The sequence below is a fragment of the Bacillus sp. AFS055030 genome, assembly GCF_002574545.1.
In the GTDB taxonomy this organism is placed as follows: Bacteria; Bacillota; Bacilli; order Bacillales; family Bacillaceae_G; genus Gottfriedia.
On sequence record NZ_NUGT01000080.1, the window covers coordinates 40,360 to 60,727 of the forward strand.

The following is a 20,368-nucleotide window of genomic DNA, read 5'->3' on the forward strand; positions in this document are numbered from 1 at the left end:
TATTATTTCGTTAAATATAAGTACAACAGTTTCATCGTATTTTCCATCGCGCTATAATGCGTTCTTTCCATACCATGAGAAGCATGAACTCCTGGCCCAATTAACGCTCCGCGAATATCTTGCCCCCCGCGTAAAGCAGCAACTGTATCAGAACCATACATCGGATAAATATCTACCGCATAACTAAGCTCATTTTCCTTCGCTAAGTTTACTAAATCAGTTGTCATATTATAATCATATGGTCCACCAGAGTCTTTTGCACAAATCGAGACATCATATTCAGTACAGCTTAAATCATCTCCGATACAACCCATGTCAACTGAAATTAATTCAGTAATATCAGATGGGATATAAGAAGAACCATGTCCAACTTCTTCATACGTTGAAATAAATAATTTTGTTGTATATGTAGGAACTATTTTTTCCCTTTTAAATAATTCAAGTAAACCAATTAAACAGGCTACACTTGCTTTATCATCAATAAATCTTGATTTTATAAATCCGCTTTCTGTAATTGTCGTTTTCGGATCGAAGAAGATAAAGTCTCCTGGGCTAATGCCAAGATTTAATACATCCTCTTTTGACTTAACGCATTCATCAATACGAACTTCCATATTTTCTGGGTCACGTTTTTTTGTTTTACTATCTTCGAATACGTGAATTGAAGGACTTGTAGATAAAAATGTACCCGTATAAATTTTTCCTTCACGCGTTCTAATTTGACAATATTCACTATCAAGCGTTGGTACGATTGGTCCACCAATAATTGTAAATTTTAGGGTACCTTTACTTGTAATTGATCGAACCATTGCCCCTAATGTATCGACATGTGCTGATAATCCAATAACTTGCTCATTGCTTTTACCAGGAATTGTAATCACGCCACAACCTTTATTAGTCGTTTCAAAATCATATCCTAAACTATTTGTCCAAGACTGAATTAATTCCATAATTTCAAAGCAAAAACCACTTGGGCTATTAAATTCTAGTAATTGTTTTGCTGTTTGTAGCACATATTCTTTATCAATTTTAATATTCATAGATTTTCCCCTTCAATTTTGAAATTTTCATGCAATTCTCAACGTATTTATCATACATTTATTTATGTTTGTTATCAATCATTCATCATTCTGCCTTAACATGATTAGTGTATTGCAATTCGATTATTCTCATATAAATGATAGAGATCGTATAGTAAATGAGGTGAATATGTGTATTTTTTCAAACCGATTACTGAAAAGGTCAGATTGTTTCAACTAAAATTTACTAATCAAAATAAAACTAAGAAATTTATTTTAGTTTCTATTTTTGCTTGCATTTCTGCACTGTTTCAAGCTGCAGGTGGCCTATTACCAGCTATCGGATTATTGTTAAGTCCGCTCGCAACCGCACCAATTTTATTATGTTCCATGTTTTCTATTTCAAATGGAATAAAGTCTTATATTCTAACAATCATGTTGTTATTCACCTTGCAGCCAACTGAACTAATTGTCTTTCCTTTTACAACAGGACTATTAGGACTTGGAATAGGCCTTGCTTTTCACTTCTTTAAAAAGAGATTATCGATCATTGCAGTTGGAGCTATGGCTTTATCGCTAGGTATTTCGAGCCTATTATTTCTATTCAACTTTCCAGTCTTAGGGCCGGGAATTTCTGATTCTTTTTCAATCTATACAGTTCTCATTATTTTAGTATTTTCATTTCTTTATTGCTGGTTATGGGTTGAAACCTCTTTAATGATTATTAAAAGATTGGCTCTTTCGAATTAACGAACATTCTTATAAAATAACTGACACTTAGTTCAAACTAGTTACATAAGGAAACGTTTAATATCCCTTCAGATTTAGCTGAAGGGATTCATTTTTTTGCTTTAACTTCCTGTTATTCCCTGCACAAATCAATTAACTCTTAATCTACGTACTCGATATCATTAGTTTGACACCATACAATCGCTAAATCTTTATAACGTCTGTCACGATAACTATACCAATCCATTTCAAGATCAAATTCTATCACTGCATCCTTAAACCTTCTAAATGCGCCTTTTCCTTCAATCGTTATCAGTAAAATGTTTTGTATTTTCACATCATTAACAGTTAAACAAAAGTCTTTAACCATTTTATATTCATCAATTTCATATTTTGAAGGTAATTCTTTATAGTCCTCAAAGTTTTCCACTATTTCATTTGCGACCTCTAAATTTTCGATCTGCCAATCTTGTAAATCATCATCTATCAGATTTCCATCTTCTGCATCAATAAGGTCTTCTTCAGCAACAGAAAAAACTTCACCAGTACTAATTTTAATAAATGAACGATATCCATCCATTTGCATTTCCATTTCTTCAATTATATATCTTAACTTTGCTTTAATTGACATAATAAATCACCTTCTTATTTTTAATTTAAGACAAGTCAGTTTTGTTACACAGATAATTATACTTGATAGTTTAGTAATGAAAGTAGTTTCCTTCTAAAAAAACTCAAACTCACTAAAAAAAATTGGAATGCCTTAATTCACCTCATAGTATTGGCATATTTAATACAATTAGCTGTGCAAAGATTGGACCGTTGTCAAAATTTCACGATAGTACATATGTAAAAAAACAGTGAATATATTGTTGTTATGTTGTTTATTTTTTTAGATTAGGAGTGATTAAATAATTATGAAGCAACCAAAACGTGTTCTTATTTCCGGAGCGAGCATCGCAGGGCCAGCCCTTGCATATTGGCTTAATCACTATGGTTTTGAAGTGACTGTAGTAGAAAGAGCACCCGCATTACGCCTTGGGGGATACTCTGTTGATATTCGTGGCGCTGCAATTTCCGTGCTTGAAAAAATGGGTATTCTCGATCAAGTTCGTTCATTAGATACACAAATGACTGGCGTTTACTTCGTGAATGATAAAGGTAAAGTGAAAGGTAAAATCAGCGAAGCAAGTATAGGTAATCAGCACGGAATGGATATTGAAATTATGCGTGAGGATCTTAGTACCATTTTGTTCGATTTGACCAAGGATAAAGTTACATATATTTGGGGAGATTCAATTACCTCTCTAGATGAATCAATGACAGGGGTAGAAGTTCACTTTATTAATTCGAAACCAGATACATTTGATTTAATTATAGGGGCTGATGGAATCCATTCCAACGTACGTACGTTGAAATTTGGTGACGAAGATCAGTTTAAACGTACTCTTGGTTGTCATATCTCCATTTTCGAATTCGAAAATTATCTTAATCTAGATCACTCTCAAATGCTTTATACCGTTCCGGGCAAAACTGTTGGAATGTATAGTGCAAATGATAAATCGGAAGCAAAAGGCATGTTTGTGTTCCAATCCGAGCCACTTCAGTATGATCGCTATAATACGGAAGAACAAAAAAATCTGATTAAAAATGCTTTTGAAGAACTTAAGGGCTGGGAAACACCGAACTTGCTCAAAAAATTGATTCATGCTTCAGATTTTTACTTTGATGAAGTATGTCAAATACACATGCCAACATGGTCAGATGGCCGAATTGCTTTAGTTGGTGATGCTGCTTATTGTCCCTCTCCCCTTTCAGGTCAAGGTACTAGCCTTGCGCTTGTCGGAGCATATGTACTTGCAGGAGAGCTGAAAGCTGCTAATGGTGATTACAACAGGTCATTCAAATGCTATGAAAAAGAGATGCGAAATTTTGTTGAAAAAAATCAAAAAATAGGGCTTTTATCAGCTGGAGGATTGGTTGAAAAATCAAACTTTAAAATTTTATTACGCAATACGATGTTACGTTTTCCCATCTTAATGAATGCAATGTTTAAAATGATTACGAGAATGATCGTTAAAGCTGCCAAAGAGATTGAACTGAAAGAATATTAATCTATAACATTTTTTAGTTTACTAAATGAAACCGCGCTCAGTATAAATTCTGAGCGTTAAATAATTAGCATACATAATGAATAGTGAGTTTTATTGTGAAAAAATTTATTCTTAATTTCAAATTTGTTAATTGTTTCTCATGTTCGAAATTGTTACCAGAATCAAAATCACAAGCCTCTATTTTTCGTTTTTTTTAAACGTGAGAAAAAAATTTTTTTTAGCACATTCCCACTTGAAAACCTTGCTATTTCAACGTTTTTTCAACTGGGACATTTTACGTCCACAGGGTGGGTAAAGTCCCTGGAGAAATAGTGATTTGAACGTGTTATAGTGGGTTTAGGAGGTGTTTCTAATGCAAATTTTAATCTGTAAAGAATGCGAAGAAACTATTGATTACGCGGAGTATAAAAAAGTAGTGAAAATTTATTCAACTTGCGAAAACTGCAAAAACGAAGCAGTAACTTCAACTGAAAAATAACATAGAACAAAGAAACTATTTTGTCATCATGACCTTAAATAAAATACTTAATTTTTAAAGGTTAAACAAAATATCAACTAATAGATTATTGAAAATTTAAAAAGAGGCTCTCTAAAAAAGCTCGGTTTGATTAAAAAGACGTCAAATTAAAAAAGCAAGAATGCTGTTAAATCAACATTCTTGCTTTTTATTTTTTTAAATTTCAAGGCTGAATTCTACCTTCGGGGACTGCCACGTTTATTTTTATTTACATTCCATATCATGAAGTTTAATTGAATCCTTAAACACATTTAAAATAGGAAGTTCGGGTGGATTAATTTCTGTTGGAAGGTCGTGTAGACTAAAAAAGCGTAACTCGAGTACTTCGCTTTCTTCCTTCTCTAATTGACCAGTATATTCAGTACATATATAAGTCGCAATTACATTATATACCTCATCTCCATGAGGATATTTATAGTAAAATTCTTTTCCAGAAAAAATGTTAAAAAACTCGATGTTTAATGCTGTTAGACCAGTTTCTTCCTTCAATTCTCTTTTAGCCACTTCTTCTAAATTTTCACCTAACTCTAATGAACCACCAGGTAACCCCCAAGTCTTATTATCTTTCCTTAATTGTAATAAAACTCTCCTTTGTGAATCTAATAAGATAACATTTGCACCTGCCATTAAGATCGGTCGGCTACCTACAACTTTTCTTAAATCCATAATATAACCCACTTAATTCCTCCCCAATATACGATGATTATTTCCAATTCAATTTTACCAAATAACCCCATTTTAGACCATTTAACTTACTCAAAAAAATAAAACAACCACGGGATATGTAAATTTCCTCCGTGGTTGTTTATAGACTCGCATAGGATAAATTAACTAAAAGTCACGGTAATATCTCAAAAATCGTACCCATGTTCAAATCCGTCACTTTCATAGACCCATAAACCGCTAAATAAATTTTTGTTTGATTCAAATTCGATCCTAAACCCACAAAATAGGCCGGTTGTGATCCGAAGTTATAATCTGTTTGTATGATACTGTAATCACTTTGTTTACCATCTAACCTTAATTTCGTATAAGCTAAAACCCCTTTAACTTGTGCTTGAGAGCCCTTTCTTACCAAATCAGTAAACAAAACGCTACCAGTTAAACTAGGTATTTCATTCCCCATATATGGCTGGACTCCCGTAAGTGCAGTTCCCTCAAACTTATCTGGTCTTGGATCTTTATGAAAATAACTAGTTAAAGGTGGCAGACGACTTGTTGAAAGTGTTACTGCCTGATTGTAATAAGCTATTGTTTTCTCATCCAAATTTGCATTTTCATTGCATCCTTTTATTGTCGAAGTTGGAAAAGAACCCTCCCATCCTCTCCAGCCGAAGTTTATAAATCCTTCCATCTCAGATTCTGAATGCATATTGACTAAAAAAGAAGCAGGTATTGGTTTATATTGAACAAATGAAAAAAGTGACTCGACCAAATCCTGCCCGACATTTCCAATATATTTAATATATTGATTATAAAATTTTTGAAATGAAATTCCTGTTACATTACGAACCCCTTTAGCTAGTACTGTGAGAGATTCTAGAATACTTGTTGGAAGTTCATTAAAACGTGTGACAATTGGTGGATTATTGCCGTTTATATGTTTATCTACATCAATTTCAATGATTTTACCCGCAATTTCCAAATTATCTTGGCTTAAGTTAAATGGATCATAGCCTGATCCACCATCTCCTGTTGTTAAAATAAGTTTACTTGTTTCGGGTGAAAAATTTAAGGTGTTAAGTCCATTATGATTCGAAAACGGTCTTCGGATGTTCAATAATGTCCGTCGTTTCTGAGGCTGAGCATTTGATTGTAATACCCATTCTTCAACTGTATCAATATGGTCATATTGAGTTTTTCTATTTTCCCATTTCAAGTTTAATGTTTTAGGATCACATGGATTAGGTTTAAAAGAGTTAGAAAGAGCACCGGGCCCTTGAGAACCAGCTACTGAATAATGTAGATAAAATAACCCATTATGATAAAAATTAGGATGAAATGCTAACCCAAGCAAGCCGCGTTCATCATAGCCTCCAGACTCACCTAATTTTAGTACCCGGGGGCGAATATCTAAAAATGTTTTGATTTCTCCATTTCCTATGTAAAAAATCTCTCCTACTTGTGTTGCTATAAACAATCTTTCAACAAAATCAACTGGAAGAATAGTTGTCTTCATAACGGTTGGTATATTAATCTTACTAACGATTGGACGTAAATTAACTTTTATCAACGATCGATACACCTCCTTCATATTATTTTCTTCTATAAAATTATGATTGGAATAGTTCTATTAGTACCTCAATTCATTTCGAATAGAACACGATAAAAAGCTTTTAATGATTCAAATAGAATGATCGTTTCTTTTCGTCTTTATTGTTAAAATATAGAGTATAAGCCTGTACATATGTTTTCACCATTTGTCTTTTAAAGAAAGGAAGAAGTAACTTTGATAACTGCAATATTTATATTTGTATTAGCCGGTTTAGCTGAAATTGGCGGAGGATACCTTATATGGTTATGGTTAAGAGAAGGTCAATCTGCTTATTTAGGTTTAATCGGTGGGTTTATTTTGGCAGTTTATGGTGTCATTGCAACGTTCCAAATTTTCCCATCGTTCGGTAGAGTTTACGCTGCTTATGGAGGCGTATTTATCGTTCTTTCAATTTTATGGGGCTGGGGTGTTGATAAAAAATCACCTGATTTATATGATTGGATCGGAGCAGCAATTTGTTTAATCGGTGTGACTGTCATTTTATGGGCACCTCGTAATTAAAACCCTTTCGTAATGCAATAAAACAGCAAAACGGTTTTTATTTAGCGATTTTGAAGGATAGTACAATAAGAAATTGAACTATTTAATTAAGAAAATTAATTTTTTTATGATTAAGGAGGAAAAAAATTGTCAATACAAGTAGGCGATATGATTACATTCGAACGTACTTTTACGGTAGAAGACGTTGAATTGTTTACGAAAGTTTCTGGTGATACAGGCGCACACCATATTACGCCTGATGAACAAGGAAGGCTTGTCATTCAAGGATTGTTGACTGCAACTTTACCAACTAAAATAGGTGGAGATCACAACGTATTAGCACGAACGGTAAATTTCGAATTTTTAAGACCAGTTTACTCTGGTGATACAATAACATGTGAAGTTACAATTTTAGAAATATGAAAGAAAAGAGAATAGAATATCGATCATGTCATCTTTCTTATGTACAAATCAGAATAAAAAACAAGTATTAAGTGGGAGCTTTGCGGGAGTAATATTATAACAAAGGAAACCAACTAGCATTCTTCTTTTCTAGCAACTAAATGAAGGATGTCCGACTCCAATTGGAGAAGTGCTAAGACATTGTTCACATTTTATGGCCATAGTCTCAGAACTCGAACATCCTACAATTGATTCCTTATTAATTTTGATATAATGACTGTAATGCCAAATGTTCTAAATCTTTTTTTACATATATATCATATTGAGTATTTTCATTAAATCTCCTACCGCTAAAATTCATCGGTAGTTTTGTCTTGTACTCAATCCCATTCTTCTTCAATTTCCCTATAATCATAAAATAGTTTTCATAACCATACGTAGTATAAATTAACTTCCACTTTTGGTTTAAATATAATTGAATGAAACTATACAGTACTATCATGATCAATACATAGATTGCTAGATCTAACATATTTAGTCCCTCCAATTTATACTTTTTATTAAACATAATAAATAACTACTAGTTTTTATGTATGGATTTTCGAATTTTATTATTTTAATGTATTTTTTCTATTTAAAAAAACACTCCAGTAAAAAAATACTGGAGTCAGTGTGTAGACAAAGTACAAAAAATCTGATTTTCAGACTGATTGCAAGCGCTTGTCTTTCGAGGCGCGAAGCCTGGTGAGGAGCGGAGTTACCTTAGACGGTAATGAGCATCGCAGACCGGCGAAGCAACGAAGAAAGCGAGCGTTTGTCAACAGTCTGACTCCAGTAAATAAATACTGGAGTTACGCTAATTTTTGGTTGATTTCCACTAAAACCAGTCATGAGTAAGAAACTTTCAAACTTTCGCTGGTTTACTTCCTCATGAACCGCTTATGAGGAAGTATCTTTCATATTTTCGTTGGTTTCCTTCCTCATGAACCGCTTATGAGGAAGTATCTTTCATATTTTCGCTGGTTTACTTCCTCATGAACCGCTTATGAGGAAGTACCTTTCATATTTTCGTTGGTTTCCTTCCTCATGAACCGCTTATGAGGAAGTATCTTTCATATTTTCGTTGGTTTACTTCCTCATGAACCGCTTATGATGAAATACCTTTCAAATTTTCACTAGTTTACTTCCTCATGAACCGCTTATGAGGAAGTATCTTTCATATTTTCGTTGGTTTACTTCCTCATGAACCGCTTATGAGGAAGTACCTTTCATATTTTCACTAGTTTACTTCCTCATGAACCGCTTATGAGGAAGTATCTTTCAAATTTTCACTAGCTTACTTCCTCATGAACCTGTTATGANNAACCTTTCAAATTTTTGCTTAAATAATATATACTGAGACTTCTGTTGTTCTATATTGACAACAAAATATTTCAACAGTCTGACACTCCAGTAAATAAATACTGGAGTGAAAAAGATTTTAAAAGAATCCTAGTTTACTCGGTGAATAACTGACAAGCAAATTCTTTGTATTTTGGTAGTGGTCTAACATCATTTTATGCGTTTCACGACCTACTCCTGAATTTTTATAGCCACCAAAAGCAGCATGAGCAGGATATGCATGATAACAGTTTACCCAAACTCGACCTGCTTCGATGTTGCGTCCGAATCGATAAGCCGTATCCATATCACGAGTCCATACACCCGCCCCTAATCCATATAATGTATCATTAGCGATTTCCAATGCCTCTTCTTTTGTTTTAAATGTAGTGACCGAGACAACAGGACCAAAAATTTCTTCTTGGAATACTCTCATTTTATTGTTCCCTTTAAAAACAGTAGGGTTTACATAAAAACCATCTTTCAATTCTCCATCAAGAACATTGCGACTACCGCCAACTAAAACTTCTGCCCCTTCATTCTTTCCAATTTCAAAATAAGATAAGATCTTATTCAATTGCTCTTGAGAAGCTTGGGAGCCAATCATTGTTTGAGGATCCAATGGATTTCCTTGTTTAATCGCTTTCACTCGTTTTATTGCTCTATCCATAAATTCTTCATAAATTGATTCATGAATTAGTGCTCTTGATGGACATGTACATACTTCTCCCTGATTTAAGGCAAACATCGTAAACCCTTCAAGTGCTTTATCGAAAAACTCTTCATTGTCTACTACATCTTCAAAGAATATATTAGGAGATTTACCACCTAATTCTAATGTAACAGGAATTAAATTCTTTGAAGCATATTCCATAATCAGTCGCCCAGTTGAAGTTTCACCAGTAAATGCAATTTTCGCAATTCGATCACTTGAAGCTAATGGTTTACCCGCTTCAAGTCCAAATCCGTTTACAATGTTAACAACTCCAGGTGGCAATAAATCTTGAATTAGTTCCATTAAAACTAACACAGAAGTTGGCGTTTGCTCAGCCGGTTTCAAAACAACACAATTCCCCGCAGCTAGTGCTGGAGCAAGTTTCCAAACAGCCATTAAAATTGGGAAATTCCAAGGTATAATCTGACCGACAACTCCTAATGGCTCTTTATAATGATATGCAACTGTATCACCATCAAGTTCACCGAGTGATCCTTCTTGCGATCTGATACAACCGGCAAAATAACGGAAATGATCAATTGCTAATGGAATATCTGCAGCTAAAGTTTCACGAACAGGTTTACCATTTTCCCAAGTTTCAGCGATTGCAAGATATTCTTTATTCTCTTCCATACGATCAGCAATCTTATGTAAAATATTTGCCCTCTCAGTTACTGACATTCTCCCCCATTTACCTTTTGCACTGTGTGCCGCATCAAGTGCTTTTTCGATATCTTCTGAAGTCGATCTAGCTACCTCACAAAAGACTTGTCCAGTTACAGGCGATACATTTCCGAAATACCGTTCCCTTACTGGCCTTACCCATTCCCCACCAATAAAATTGTCATAACGATTTTTAAACGTAATTAATGAACCAGATTTTCCAGGTGTTGCGTAAACCATAATGATTCCTCCTTATTAGCTTGTCTCTTTATAAGCCTATGAACATGTGAAACGATCTATGACTAATAAATAGATCGTTTAATTTGGAAAATTTTTTTGATTCATAACGAATTATTAGGTAGAATGATAGAAGTGAAAAAATCTGTTAGAAAATGAGGGGTCACTGTGCGTAAAAACTTCCTAGATATTTTATATCTCCTTGTTGGGTCAGCTATATTTGCAGTTGGTGTTAACTTCTTTGCTATACCGAATAAATTAGCTGAGGGTGGCTTTACCGGCATTACGATGATTACTTATTATTTATTTAATTGGTCACCTGATGTCGTATATTTTGTTTTAAATGCTTCCTTGTTAATAATTGGATATAAATATTTAAAGAAACAACTAATCATATATACAGTTATTTCCATAGTAGCAATTTCATTTTTCTTACGTATTACGGACGGTTATGGCGTACCAACAAACGAAACTTTACTAGGCACTATTTTTGCTGGTGTTTTAATTGGTCTAGGTTTAGGAATTGTCTTTCGTGCGGGGGGTACAACAGGTGGTTCTACAGTACTTGCTCAAATGGTTCATCAATCCTTTGGGTGGAGTATTAGTAAATCTTTACTATTATTTGATCTAATCGTCGTTTTAGGTGGTTATTTTGTAATCGGCTTTGAAAAGACTTTATATACTGTAATTTCTATTTATATTGGTATTAAAGTTATGGATTTTATCATGGAAGGATTAAATCCTAAAAAAGCGATTACGATTATATCCGACCAAGCGAATGAAATTGCCCAAATCGTATCAAACGAAATGAATCGAGGAGTAACGATTTATCCTGCAAAAGGCCACTTCTCTGGCTTAAGAAAAGAGTCCTTATATATTATTCTTAATAATAAAGAACTATTTGAACTAAAAAAAATAATTCATACAATTGATCCAAAAGCATTTGTCGTAATACATGATGTAAATGACGTGTTGAAAGCAGGATAAAAGATTTAAGTAAATAAAAAAACAAATCGCTTTAAGTAATCAAACTTAAGTGATTTGTTTTTTTCTTTTAAATTGCTTTCGCTTTATGGTCGCACATCATTTTCGACACCACTAATCAATGGCTAATAAGTCATTGTTTTTTTTATGCAGTTTTGTCTGTTTTTTAAAATCGTTAGTATATTTCAACAGTTTGTAACATCTTTAACCGTTTTTATATGAAATAAATGGTAAAGTCAAATTGTAAATCGTTATAACTTTGAGAAGGAGGTGCGACAAAAAACAATTAATTTTATAACAACTTCTTGTTTAAACCCTTCATATTCTTTGCCACAGATCACTTGATTATCTCCATCAACAGGTAATTCTCTACCCTTAGGCTTTTGTATCCTTTAACTCACTTATTTCAGAAAGCTACATGCAACACTTGCTGTTATCCGAATGTATTTGTAGCATTGGTTACATTTCACCTTTCTACTCTTATGTGACTTGAATCTCACAATACTAATAGTTCAAAATCATATTTTTTAGATTGTCCATCAGTTTAGAAGTTTAATATTATTACAACAAAAGGAGCGCTAATTTAATAAAAAATCTGAAAACAATGTTATTTTCATGCATATCAGTATCATTGTTGAGTCTAGTTTTTACTATCCCTGCATTAGCTAGTACAAGTATCTTCAATTTCCAGATGAATAAAGTTTATTTAGATGGAAGAGTAAATGCAGCTTATCACAAACTGGATGCAGGTACAGTAGCTTTTAATGGTTCTACTTATGTTTTCAGTAAAGATGCAGGTGCTAAAACCACTCCTACTGATTTATTGTTTACTCTTTGGAATGCAACTTCTGGTAATAGCTTTGGATCTGTTAAAGCAAAAGTAGGTAGTAATTTTTCAGGAAAGTTTAAATCAGTAGGTGGTGGAACTAAATATTATTTAATAATTACAAGAGTGAATGGTTTAGACGACGGTAATAATATCAAAGGTTCTGGTACACTAAAAAATTAGAAAAATATATTTAAAACATTCAAAAATATTTATAAGTCATAAAAATCAATCTCTTATACGGTTTATTTTGGAGGGGATTCTCAAAATGAAAAAGATGATCGATTTCAATGGATGGATTTTGTATGGATCTATATTGATATTATTAATGATACTATTTGTATTAAAGATAAAATTCAAAAAAGATATTGTGTATTTATTTTTCTTCTCTATTATGTTTATCTATTTATGTTATGTTTTAAAATACTCTCAATTTCCAATCTATCTATCTCAAACATACAGGAATATGTTTGGGTTACAAGCATGGAATTTGAATCTAGTTCCTCTTATACACCTTACAAAGGATGATTTTGAGACTTCTATACTTAATGTCTTGATGACAATTCCATTTGGATTCGGACTTCCTTTTATTACAAAAAGTACATTAACAAAAATAGCCATAGTAGGATTATTGTTAGGGATCATAATTGAGTCTTTGCAAGGAATTATTGGACTACTTAATGGTTTCTCTTTTAGAGTTGTTGATATAAATGACCTCATATTTAATTTTATAGGTACTTTAATTGGATATAGTCTATTCAAATTATTTTCTTTTCTATTTAAGCTAATAATAAAAAAAGCTAATATAAAATTAAACTCGCTATTAAAACATATTTATAATGCTTGAGAAGTGATCTAATTTAATAAACGCCTAGAATGTTTTTACCAACATTCTTAGGCGATTATTATAAAGATTACACACTATGCAATAACTTATATTGATTTCCCTTTTAAATCTACAACTAACCTCTCATTTATTCCATCTAGTTCCTTTTGTAATTTAACGATTTTTGAAATTTGAGCTTTCTTTTCTTCATCTGTTTCTTTTTCTTCTGCATTTATTGCAGCTATTTCTAGTTGTAGCTTAATTCGTTCATTTAATAATGTTTGTTGATCATTTGAGATGCTTTGTCTACCGTTCCATTCTGCAAAAGAGCCTTTGAATTCATATAGATTCCCGTTTTCAATATGGATTACACGATTTGAGACCTTTTTTAGTAAATATGGATCATGTGATACTACAACTACAGCCCCAGGATAAGATGCTAAAGCTTCTTCAATTCTTTCTCTTGTGTGAATGTCTAAATAGTTTGTCGGCTCATCAAGTACAAGTAGGTTTGAATCTGAAAAATATAGTTTTACAAAAGCGACTCTGCATTTTTCTCCCATACTAAGTTCCGCTATTTGTTTGTATACATCTTCTCTTCTAAAAAGGAAACATGCTAAAATTGTTCTTGCTTCTGTTTCAGTCAAATTTGGTAGTGATAATATTTCATTTAAAATTGTTGAATCCTCATTTAATGCTTCAAGTTCCTGCATAAAATAACCTATTTTTAATTGAGGATTATGTCTTACACACCCATTATTAGGAATGATTAATCCTGTTAATAATTTTAAAAATGTTGATTTACCAGAACCATTTTTTCCTATTACAGCTAATCGATCTTCTCGATTTAAAATAAAATCAACTTGATTAAATAACGATTTTTCATCATATGAAAAATCAACTTTTTCAAATGTAATCATTTGTTTTGCTGAAAATGAATCATTTTCAAAGCTCGCTGAAATTGTTTTAACTTCCTTTGGTTTTTCTACTTTTCTTTTTTCTAATCGTTCTAAATCCTTTTCTTTTGATTTAAATCTTAATGCGTTTTTTGCCGCTTTTTTCTTAGCAAAAGGATCACGTTCACTAGCCGCATTATGTGAACTTGTAAACCATTGTTTATATTGATTTATTGTTTCGATAAGTTTTTTCTTTTCCGCTTCTTGTTTTTCAAATTGTGCTTGCTGAGTTTTTCTCTCATGCTCTTTTTGTATTTTGTATGCTGAATAGCCACCATTATACTTAAAGGTACCACTTTCAGTTAATTCAACAGTTACAGTCGCTACGTCATCAATAAATTGTCGTTCATGTGAAATAAAAAGGACACTACCTTTATAGTTCTGTAACCATTCTGTTAACCATTGGATCGACTCAGTGTCTAAATGATTTGTTGGTTCATCTAAAATTAATAGCTTAGGTTTTTTCAACATTACTTTTGCTAATTTGACTTTTGTTTTTTGTCCACCACTTAAATGACTGAATGGGATATCCCATAACGATTGCGGTAATTGAAATTTCTTAAGAATTTGATCAATTTTCGTTTCCCAATCATAGCCGTCTAATTCTAAATAGTTGCTTAAACTCTCGTTATATTTTGCAAGATTTTCTTCATTTGACAAGTCACGTAAATACTTTTCTAAATTCTTTTTGATTAAAAATCTCTCTTGATCAAACGATTCAACTACTTCTCTTGCTGAAAGGTTTTGTTGATTCTCTTCATCAGTTAAAAGCCATCCAATTTCATCTTTTGAATAATGAATTTGTAGCATTCCTTTTTTTAATGGAATATTACCTAAAAGTGCATTAATAAATGTTGACTTCCCAACTCCATTTTCACCAATTAATGCTACCCTTTCACCTTCTTTTATGTCTAAGTTTCCATTATTAAAAATTGTTTTTCCATTTAACTCTATTTCTATATTCGATGCTTTTATAATAAACATATACTTCACTCCATCCGATTTTAATCGATCACTCTGCTTAAAAAATTCGATCTGTTTTCGAAAGTATTTTTTAATGAGAGAAAAATAAAAAACACACAAGCAGTATCTGCCTGTGTGTATTGGATGTAATTTAATAAGCCATGTATATATGAAAAAATATACGTGAGTTTATACTTCAAATGAAATGAAATAATAAATAAACCATGTTTTTATTCAATGGATTAATTTAATATTCGTATAGGCTCATAAATAGACAGACTTATCCAATTTCTCTGATTTCAGGCAGAGTACTTTTTTGCTATAAAATTCGTTAGCTTAAAAAGTTATCGGATATTGTACATAGTGTCTAAATTTGATGCCTCCTTAAAAATATTAATTTAATCTTAGCTTACTTTTAGTATGAATTCAATGGTTTCTTTTTATTCTTTCCAAATTAATGCCAATTCCTTACTTAATTTCTTTCTTATTTGGCGACTTTCTAAACGCTTAAATGCTAATTGCTGTAATTTTATTTCTTCCTTAGTTTCTGGTATAACCTCTACTACTTTATGTGGTTTACCATCTTTTAGTGCAACAAATGTTACAAAACAAGTTGCAGCAACCCTTTTTTCACCTGAAAGTAAATCTTCGGCAGTAGCTCGAACAAATACTTCCATTGAGCTTGAGCCTGTTAAAATCACGAATGATTCATAATATATGCAATCACTTTCGCGAACTGGACATAAAAATTCTACTGAATCCATCGATGCGGTTACACATTCCATTCTTGAATGCTTTGTAGCTGAGATGGAGGCAATTAAGTCCATTGCTGCAAGCATTTTTCCTCCGAATAATGTACCATGATTATTTAAATCAGTTGGAAATATTCTACTACTATCAAATACTCTGGATTCTTTTACATATCTACCATTCATCGATTTCACCCTATCATTTAATAATTGTATAATATTTTTCTCGAACTATTTTTGCAGATTTTACCATATTTGACAAGGCATCTATTACCTCAGTTTCATTACGCGTCTTTAAACCACAGTCTGGATTAACCCAAAATCTATTTGCATCACATACTCTTAAAGAGCTAATAATATTTTCTTCCATTTCCTCAACCGACGGTACCCTCGGGCTATGAATATCATACACGCCTAATCCAATTCCAAAGGGATAAGGGGAATTTGATAAATAAGTAGAAAATTCTTGATGACTTCTTGCATGTTCAATTGAAATAACATCTGCGTCTAAATCAATAATTGTATCCATAATATCGCTAAAGTTGCTATAACACATATGAGTATGTATTTGCGTTTCGTTTCTGACACTTGATGTAGTTAAACGAAATGCTCTCGTTACCCAATGTAAATATTGATCCCAATCCTTTTGCTTTAAAGGTAATCCTTCACGAATGGCAGGTTCATCAACTTGAATAATTGAAATACCAACAGCTTCAAGTGCTTTTACTTCTTTACGTAGGGCTAATGCAATTTCATATGCTATTTCCTCTTTTGTTCGATCTTCACGAACAAACGACCAATTTAATATTGTGACTGGGCCTGTTAACATTCCTTTGACTGGTTTAGTTGTTAAACTTTGTGCATATGCAGTTTCATTTACGGTAATTGGCTTTGTAAACTCTACTTTACTAAAAATAATAGGCGGTTTAACACAGCGCGACCCATACGACTGAACCCATGCTTTTTTCGTGAATGCAAATCCCTCTAGTTTTTCACCAAAATATTCAACCATATCTGTACGCTCATATTCACCATGTACTAAAACATCCATTTCAATATTTTCTTGAATTTCAATCCATTCTTTAATTTTCATTTTAATTTGATTTATATATTCTGAATCATCGACCATTTTTTTTCGCCATTGCTGTCTTATTTGTTTAATTTCCTTCGTTTGAGGAAAACTTCCAATTGTCGTCGTTGGTAAAATTGGTAAATTCATTACTTTATTTTGTATTGGATATCTTAAATGAAATGGTACTGGTCTTCTAAAATCTTCTTCATTAATCGATTCTAATTCATTCAGAGTTTCGTTATTTTTTTGGCTTAGTTGTTTTAAATTTACTAAACAATTACTTGCATATTTAACTTCATTTTCAACTAAGTTCGGATTGTTAATAAATAAACTTTTTAGTAAAACTAACTCTTCTAATTTTTCATTGGCAAACGATAAAGCTTCAAACAAAGTATCATTTAATAAATTCTCTTCAACTTTTGTAACTGGTACGTGAAGCAAACTACAAGATGGTTGAATCCACCAATCTTTTGGACTTATTTCCTTTTTAAGAGAATTTAAAAAATCAATAGATTCATTTATATCATTTCTCCAAATATTCCGTCCATTAATGATTCCTACACCTAGTACTTTGTCTTTTGGAAACCCGTACTCAAGAATCGACTGTAAGTTACCATCTTTACCGTGAACAAAATCAAGACCAATGCCTGCTACAGGAAACGAAATTAGTTCTTTATATTGTTCTACTGCTTCAAAGTAAGTTTGAAGCATAATTGATAATGAAGGGACAGCTTTTGCAATTTGTTCATAAATTTCTTTCATAAAATGAATATCTTCGCTTGATTCTTCTAAAACAAAACATGGTTCATCAATTTGTACCCACTCAACACCTTCATTCTCAAGCTCTTTAAGCATTTGAATATAAAGATTTACTAGATGATTTATTATGTTTCGTTTTTCTTCTTCTTTGTAACCTTTTGCTAACTGTACAAATGTATAGATTCCTAGAATGACAGGTTTTGTTTTTATACCAAGCTCAGTTAATGCCTCTTTGTATGCTTCTAATGGCTTATTGAATAATAATCTATGTTGCTTGTCTTTTTGATATTCAGGGACGATATAGTGATAGTTTGTATTAAACCATTTTGTCATTTCACAAGCTACAATGTTTTTACTACCTCTTGCTAATGCAAAATATGTATCTAGGCTTGGCCTTTCATTTATTTCACCAAATCGACTAGGGATCCAACCAAACATCGTTGCAACATCTAACACATGATCATAAAACGTAAAATCATTTACAGGAACTAGTTCCACACCTAAATCATGCTGTTTCTTTATTGAGTTTAATCTCAGTGATTTCATTTCTTGTTCAAATTCTCTTTGATCAATTTTCTTTTGCCAAAAGCTTTCTAACGTTTTTTTCCATTCACGATTTTCACCAATTCTCGGATATCCTAAATTACTTATGTGCACCATTTCTCCCTCTCCTTTTAACTAAAATAAAAAAGCATTTTTATCTCATATGAGACAAAAATGCCTTTAAGTTGGAAAACATAAATAATTAGAATACGTTAACTTAAGCTTTCTTTCCATAAGGCACCTCCCTATCTCTCGTAGGTCAAACAGCGTCGTTAGAATAGGCAGGTCTCCTGACTTAAGAATCTTTGTAAATAAAAGCCTTCCCTATATTAATAAGTGGCATCTTATTATTTACTCCTCTATTACAGTGGCGGGACCGTGTTGGAATTAAACCAAACTTCCCTTTTAAGTAAATGATTTTCAAACTTTGAAATTCATTTACACCTATTCCCTACTATTTAGTTTTAATCATTTTGTCATAAAATGCAAAAATAGTCAAAATATTTATTTTTTATTTTACGTGCAATTAAAAAAAATTCATTTTTAGTTTTATGAATACTGTAAATTTAGTTATTCAGACAATAAAAAACATTCGTATGAAAACCTCATCAGTTTAATGACTGATTGATCTATTCATACGAACGCATTATTTGTTTAAAGGAACATCCTTTTAACTAAGAAATTAATTAGTTAGCTATTTTTTCATCTGTTTGATCATTTAAAGGTTTACGTTTTCCGATACCAAAAGCATAGAAACAAATAACAAGAATTGCTAAGAAAATAATCCCTACAATAAGTGAAATACGTGTATCATCATTAAACCACATACCGATTAATACCATAACTAAATACGCTAAAGTTAAGTAGTTCGTAAATGGTGCAAAAGGCATTTTAAAAGGATGATTCTTAATTTCATCTCCCATTACTTTTCTGAAACGAATATGACTAATTAAAATGACAAACCAAGGAATCATCCCAGGTAGTACGCTTGCACTATATACATATACGAATAAGTTCTTTGGTGCAATAAAATTTAAAATAACGCCGATTACTAAACCAACTAGTACACCGATCGTACCAAATAAAGGCACCCCGTGCTTTGAGACTTTTGTAAAATATTTAGGTGCTTGTCCATTTATACCTAATGTATAAAGCATACGACCTGCACTATAAATACCACTGTTACAGCCAGACAATGCAGCAGTGATTACGACAAAGTTAATAATTCCAGCTGCAGCTGTAATACCAAATTTTGCAAAAGTTACAACAAATGGGCTACCAATTGAATTTAGTTGATCCCAAGGGAAAACAGTTACAATTACAAAAATAGCACCAATATAGAAAATTAAAATACGCCAAATAAGACTTTGAATCGCATCTTTTAATGTCTTTTTCGGATTCTCTGCTTCTCCAGCTGTAATACCAATTAATTCAACACCTTGATAAGCTCCAACAACAAGTGATAGTGCAAAGAAGAAACCTGACCAACCACCTGTAAAGAAGCCGCCATTTTTCCAAAGGTTAGATACACCAATTGCATTTCCTCCGTTTCCTAAACCGAAGAAAATAAGTCCAAATCCTGCAACAATCATTAATAATATTGTGACAACTTTAATCATTGCAAACCAAAATTCAAATTCACCAAATGATTTAACCGAAACTAAATTTGCTGCACCAAGAATCGCAATTGCAATAAGTCCAGGTATCCAAGCAGGTAGATCTGGGAACCAGTACTTCATATATGCGCCAACTGCAATAATTTCTGACATTCCAACAATAACCCACTGGAACCAGTTACTCCATGCAGTCATATACCCTGCTAAAGGATGTATATATTTATGGCCAAATGTTGCAAATGAACCTGTACTTGGCTCAACGTATAGCATTTCTCCCATTGCACGCATAATGAAGAAGATGAAAATCCCCGATATTGCATAAGCTAGCATTACAGATGGTCCTGTCCAATGAATTGTACTAGTTGAACCCATAAATAAACCTACACCGATTGTACCGCCTAGGGCAATCATCTGAATATGGCGCGCTTTCAATCCTTTTTTCAATTGCTTTTCTGCCATTTTATTTCCTCCCCTTACACTACTTTAATAAAAATTTCATTTAAGAAACTTTACTTAAGTACGATTTTGTATCTGAATTGATTA

The 20,368-nt window shown here is 32.5% G+C and carries 17 protein-coding genes, 1 pseudogene and 1 riboswitch; of the genes and pseudogenes, 8 read left to right on the forward strand and 10 right to left on the reverse strand.

The features are described 5' to 3' along the window. Positions 1-2: 2 nt before the first annotated feature. The gene (locus CN925_RS18155; protein WP_069034425.1) at positions 3-1,040 is read right to left on the reverse strand and encodes a M42 family metallopeptidase; all 1,038 of its coding nucleotides are present in this window, start codon (positions 1,038-1,040) and stop codon (positions 3-5) included. A 171-nt stretch (positions 1,041-1,211) separates the two neighbouring features. Between CN925_RS18155 and CN925_RS18160 the strand changes: the two genes are divergently transcribed. Continuing rightward, the gene (locus tag CN925_RS18160) at positions 1,212-1,769 is read left to right on the forward strand and encodes a hypothetical protein (RefSeq protein ID WP_098848242.1); all 558 of its coding nucleotides are present in this window, start codon (positions 1,212-1,214) and stop codon (positions 1,767-1,769) included. Positions 1,770-1,908: 139 nt separating this feature from the next. Here the strand turns inward: CN925_RS18160 and CN925_RS18165 are convergent, their stop codons facing one another. Then, entirely contained in the window at positions 1,909-2,379 is a 471-nt protein-coding gene (locus CN925_RS18165) for a UPF0158 family protein (protein WP_098848243.1), read from the reverse strand. A gap of 286 nt (positions 2,380-2,665) precedes the next feature. Here CN925_RS18165 and CN925_RS18170 point away from each other — a divergent pair, with 286 nt between their 5' ends. Beyond that, the gene (locus CN925_RS18170) at positions 2,666-3,862 is read left to right on the forward strand and encodes an FAD-dependent monooxygenase (protein WP_098848244.1); all 1,197 of its coding nucleotides are present in this window, start codon (positions 2,666-2,668) and stop codon (positions 3,860-3,862) included. Positions 3,863-4,214: 352 nt separating this feature from the next. Further along, the gene (locus CN925_RS18175; RefSeq protein ID WP_098848245.1) at positions 4,215-4,340 is read left to right on the forward strand and encodes a GapA-binding peptide SR1P; all 126 of its coding nucleotides are present in this window, start codon (positions 4,215-4,217) and stop codon (positions 4,338-4,340) included. 243 nt (positions 4,341-4,583) lie between these two features. On the opposite strand, the gene CN925_RS18180 is transcribed toward CN925_RS18175, so the two are convergent. Together CN925_RS18180 and CN925_RS18185 are read right to left on the reverse strand one after the other, a co-directional pair. Then, positions 4,584-5,057 (reverse strand): NUDIX hydrolase, encoded by a 474-nt coding sequence (locus CN925_RS18180; protein ID WP_098848246.1) that lies wholly within the window; start codon positions 5,055-5,057, stop codon positions 4,584-4,586. Positions 5,058-5,217: 160 nt separating this feature from the next. Beyond that, entirely contained in the window at positions 5,218-6,558 is a 1,341-nt protein-coding gene (locus tag CN925_RS18185; protein WP_483295213.1) for a PQQ-dependent sugar dehydrogenase, read from the reverse strand. Positions 6,559-6,828: 270 nt separating this feature from the next. On the opposite strand from CN925_RS18185, the gene CN925_RS18190 reads away from it, so the two are divergent. Continuing rightward, a complete protein-coding gene (locus CN925_RS18190) occupies positions 6,829-7,155 on the forward strand; it encodes a YnfA family protein (RefSeq protein ID WP_098848248.1) in 327 nt (108 codons plus the stop codon). A 126-nt stretch (positions 7,156-7,281) separates the two neighbouring features. After that, positions 7,282-7,657, forward strand: a pseudogene (locus CN925_RS18195) (hotdog domain-containing protein). A 138-nt stretch (positions 7,658-7,795) separates the two neighbouring features. On the opposite strand, the gene CN925_RS18200 reads toward CN925_RS18195, so the two are convergent. Together CN925_RS18200 and exaC are read right to left on the reverse strand one after the other, a co-directional pair. Next, the gene (locus CN925_RS18200; protein ID WP_098848249.1) at positions 7,796-8,068 is read right to left on the reverse strand and encodes a hypothetical protein; all 273 of its coding nucleotides are present in this window, start codon (positions 8,066-8,068) and stop codon (positions 7,796-7,798) included. 948 nt (positions 8,069-9,016) lie between these two features. Then, a complete protein-coding gene (exaC, locus tag CN925_RS18205) occupies positions 9,017-10,534 on the reverse strand; it encodes an acetaldehyde dehydrogenase ExaC (protein WP_098848250.1) in 1,518 nt (505 codons plus the stop codon). Between the two features lie 165 nt (positions 10,535-10,699). Between exaC and CN925_RS18210 the strand changes: the two genes are divergently transcribed. From CN925_RS18210 to CN925_RS18220, 3 genes are all read left to right on the forward strand, one after another. After that, entirely contained in the window at positions 10,700-11,518 is an 819-nt protein-coding gene (locus CN925_RS18210) for a YitT family protein (protein ID WP_098848251.1), read from the forward strand. A 631-nt stretch (positions 11,519-12,149) separates the two neighbouring features. After that, positions 12,150-12,524, forward strand: a complete 375-nt coding sequence (locus CN925_RS18215; RefSeq protein ID WP_142339250.1) for a hypothetical protein — start codon at positions 12,150-12,152, stop codon at positions 12,522-12,524. Between the two features lie 85 nt (positions 12,525-12,609). After that, a complete protein-coding gene (locus tag CN925_RS18220) occupies positions 12,610-13,188 on the forward strand; it encodes a VanZ family protein (RefSeq protein ID WP_098848253.1) in 579 nt (192 codons plus the stop codon). Positions 13,189-13,274: 86 nt separating this feature from the next. On the opposite strand, the gene abc-f is transcribed toward CN925_RS18220, so the two are convergent. From abc-f to CN925_RS18240, 4 genes are all read right to left on the reverse strand, one after another. After that, the gene (abc-f, locus tag CN925_RS18225) at positions 13,275-15,107 is read right to left on the reverse strand and encodes a ribosomal protection-like ABC-F family protein (RefSeq protein ID WP_098848254.1); all 1,833 of its coding nucleotides are present in this window, start codon (positions 15,105-15,107) and stop codon (positions 13,275-13,277) included. 419 nt (positions 15,108-15,526) lie between these two features. Beyond that, the gene (locus CN925_RS18230; protein ID WP_098848255.1) at positions 15,527-16,021 is read right to left on the reverse strand and encodes an acyl-CoA thioesterase; all 495 of its coding nucleotides are present in this window, start codon (positions 16,019-16,021) and stop codon (positions 15,527-15,529) included. Between the two features lie 13 nt (positions 16,022-16,034). Continuing rightward, on the reverse strand, positions 16,035-18,326 hold the full coding sequence (metE, locus tag CN925_RS18235) for a 5-methyltetrahydropteroyltriglutamate--homocysteine S-methyltransferase (RefSeq protein WP_098848256.1): 2,292 nt from the start codon (positions 18,324-18,326) through the stop codon (positions 16,035-16,037). Positions 18,327-18,472: 146 nt separating this feature from the next. Next, positions 18,473-18,672: riboswitch (cobalamin riboswitch) on the reverse strand. A 223-nt stretch (positions 18,673-18,895) separates the two neighbouring features. Further along, positions 18,896-20,284, reverse strand: coding sequence for an amino acid permease (locus CN925_RS18240; protein ID WP_098848257.1), 1,389 nt, complete (start codon positions 20,282-20,284; stop codon positions 18,896-18,898). Positions 20,285-20,368 lie beyond the last annotated feature (84 nt).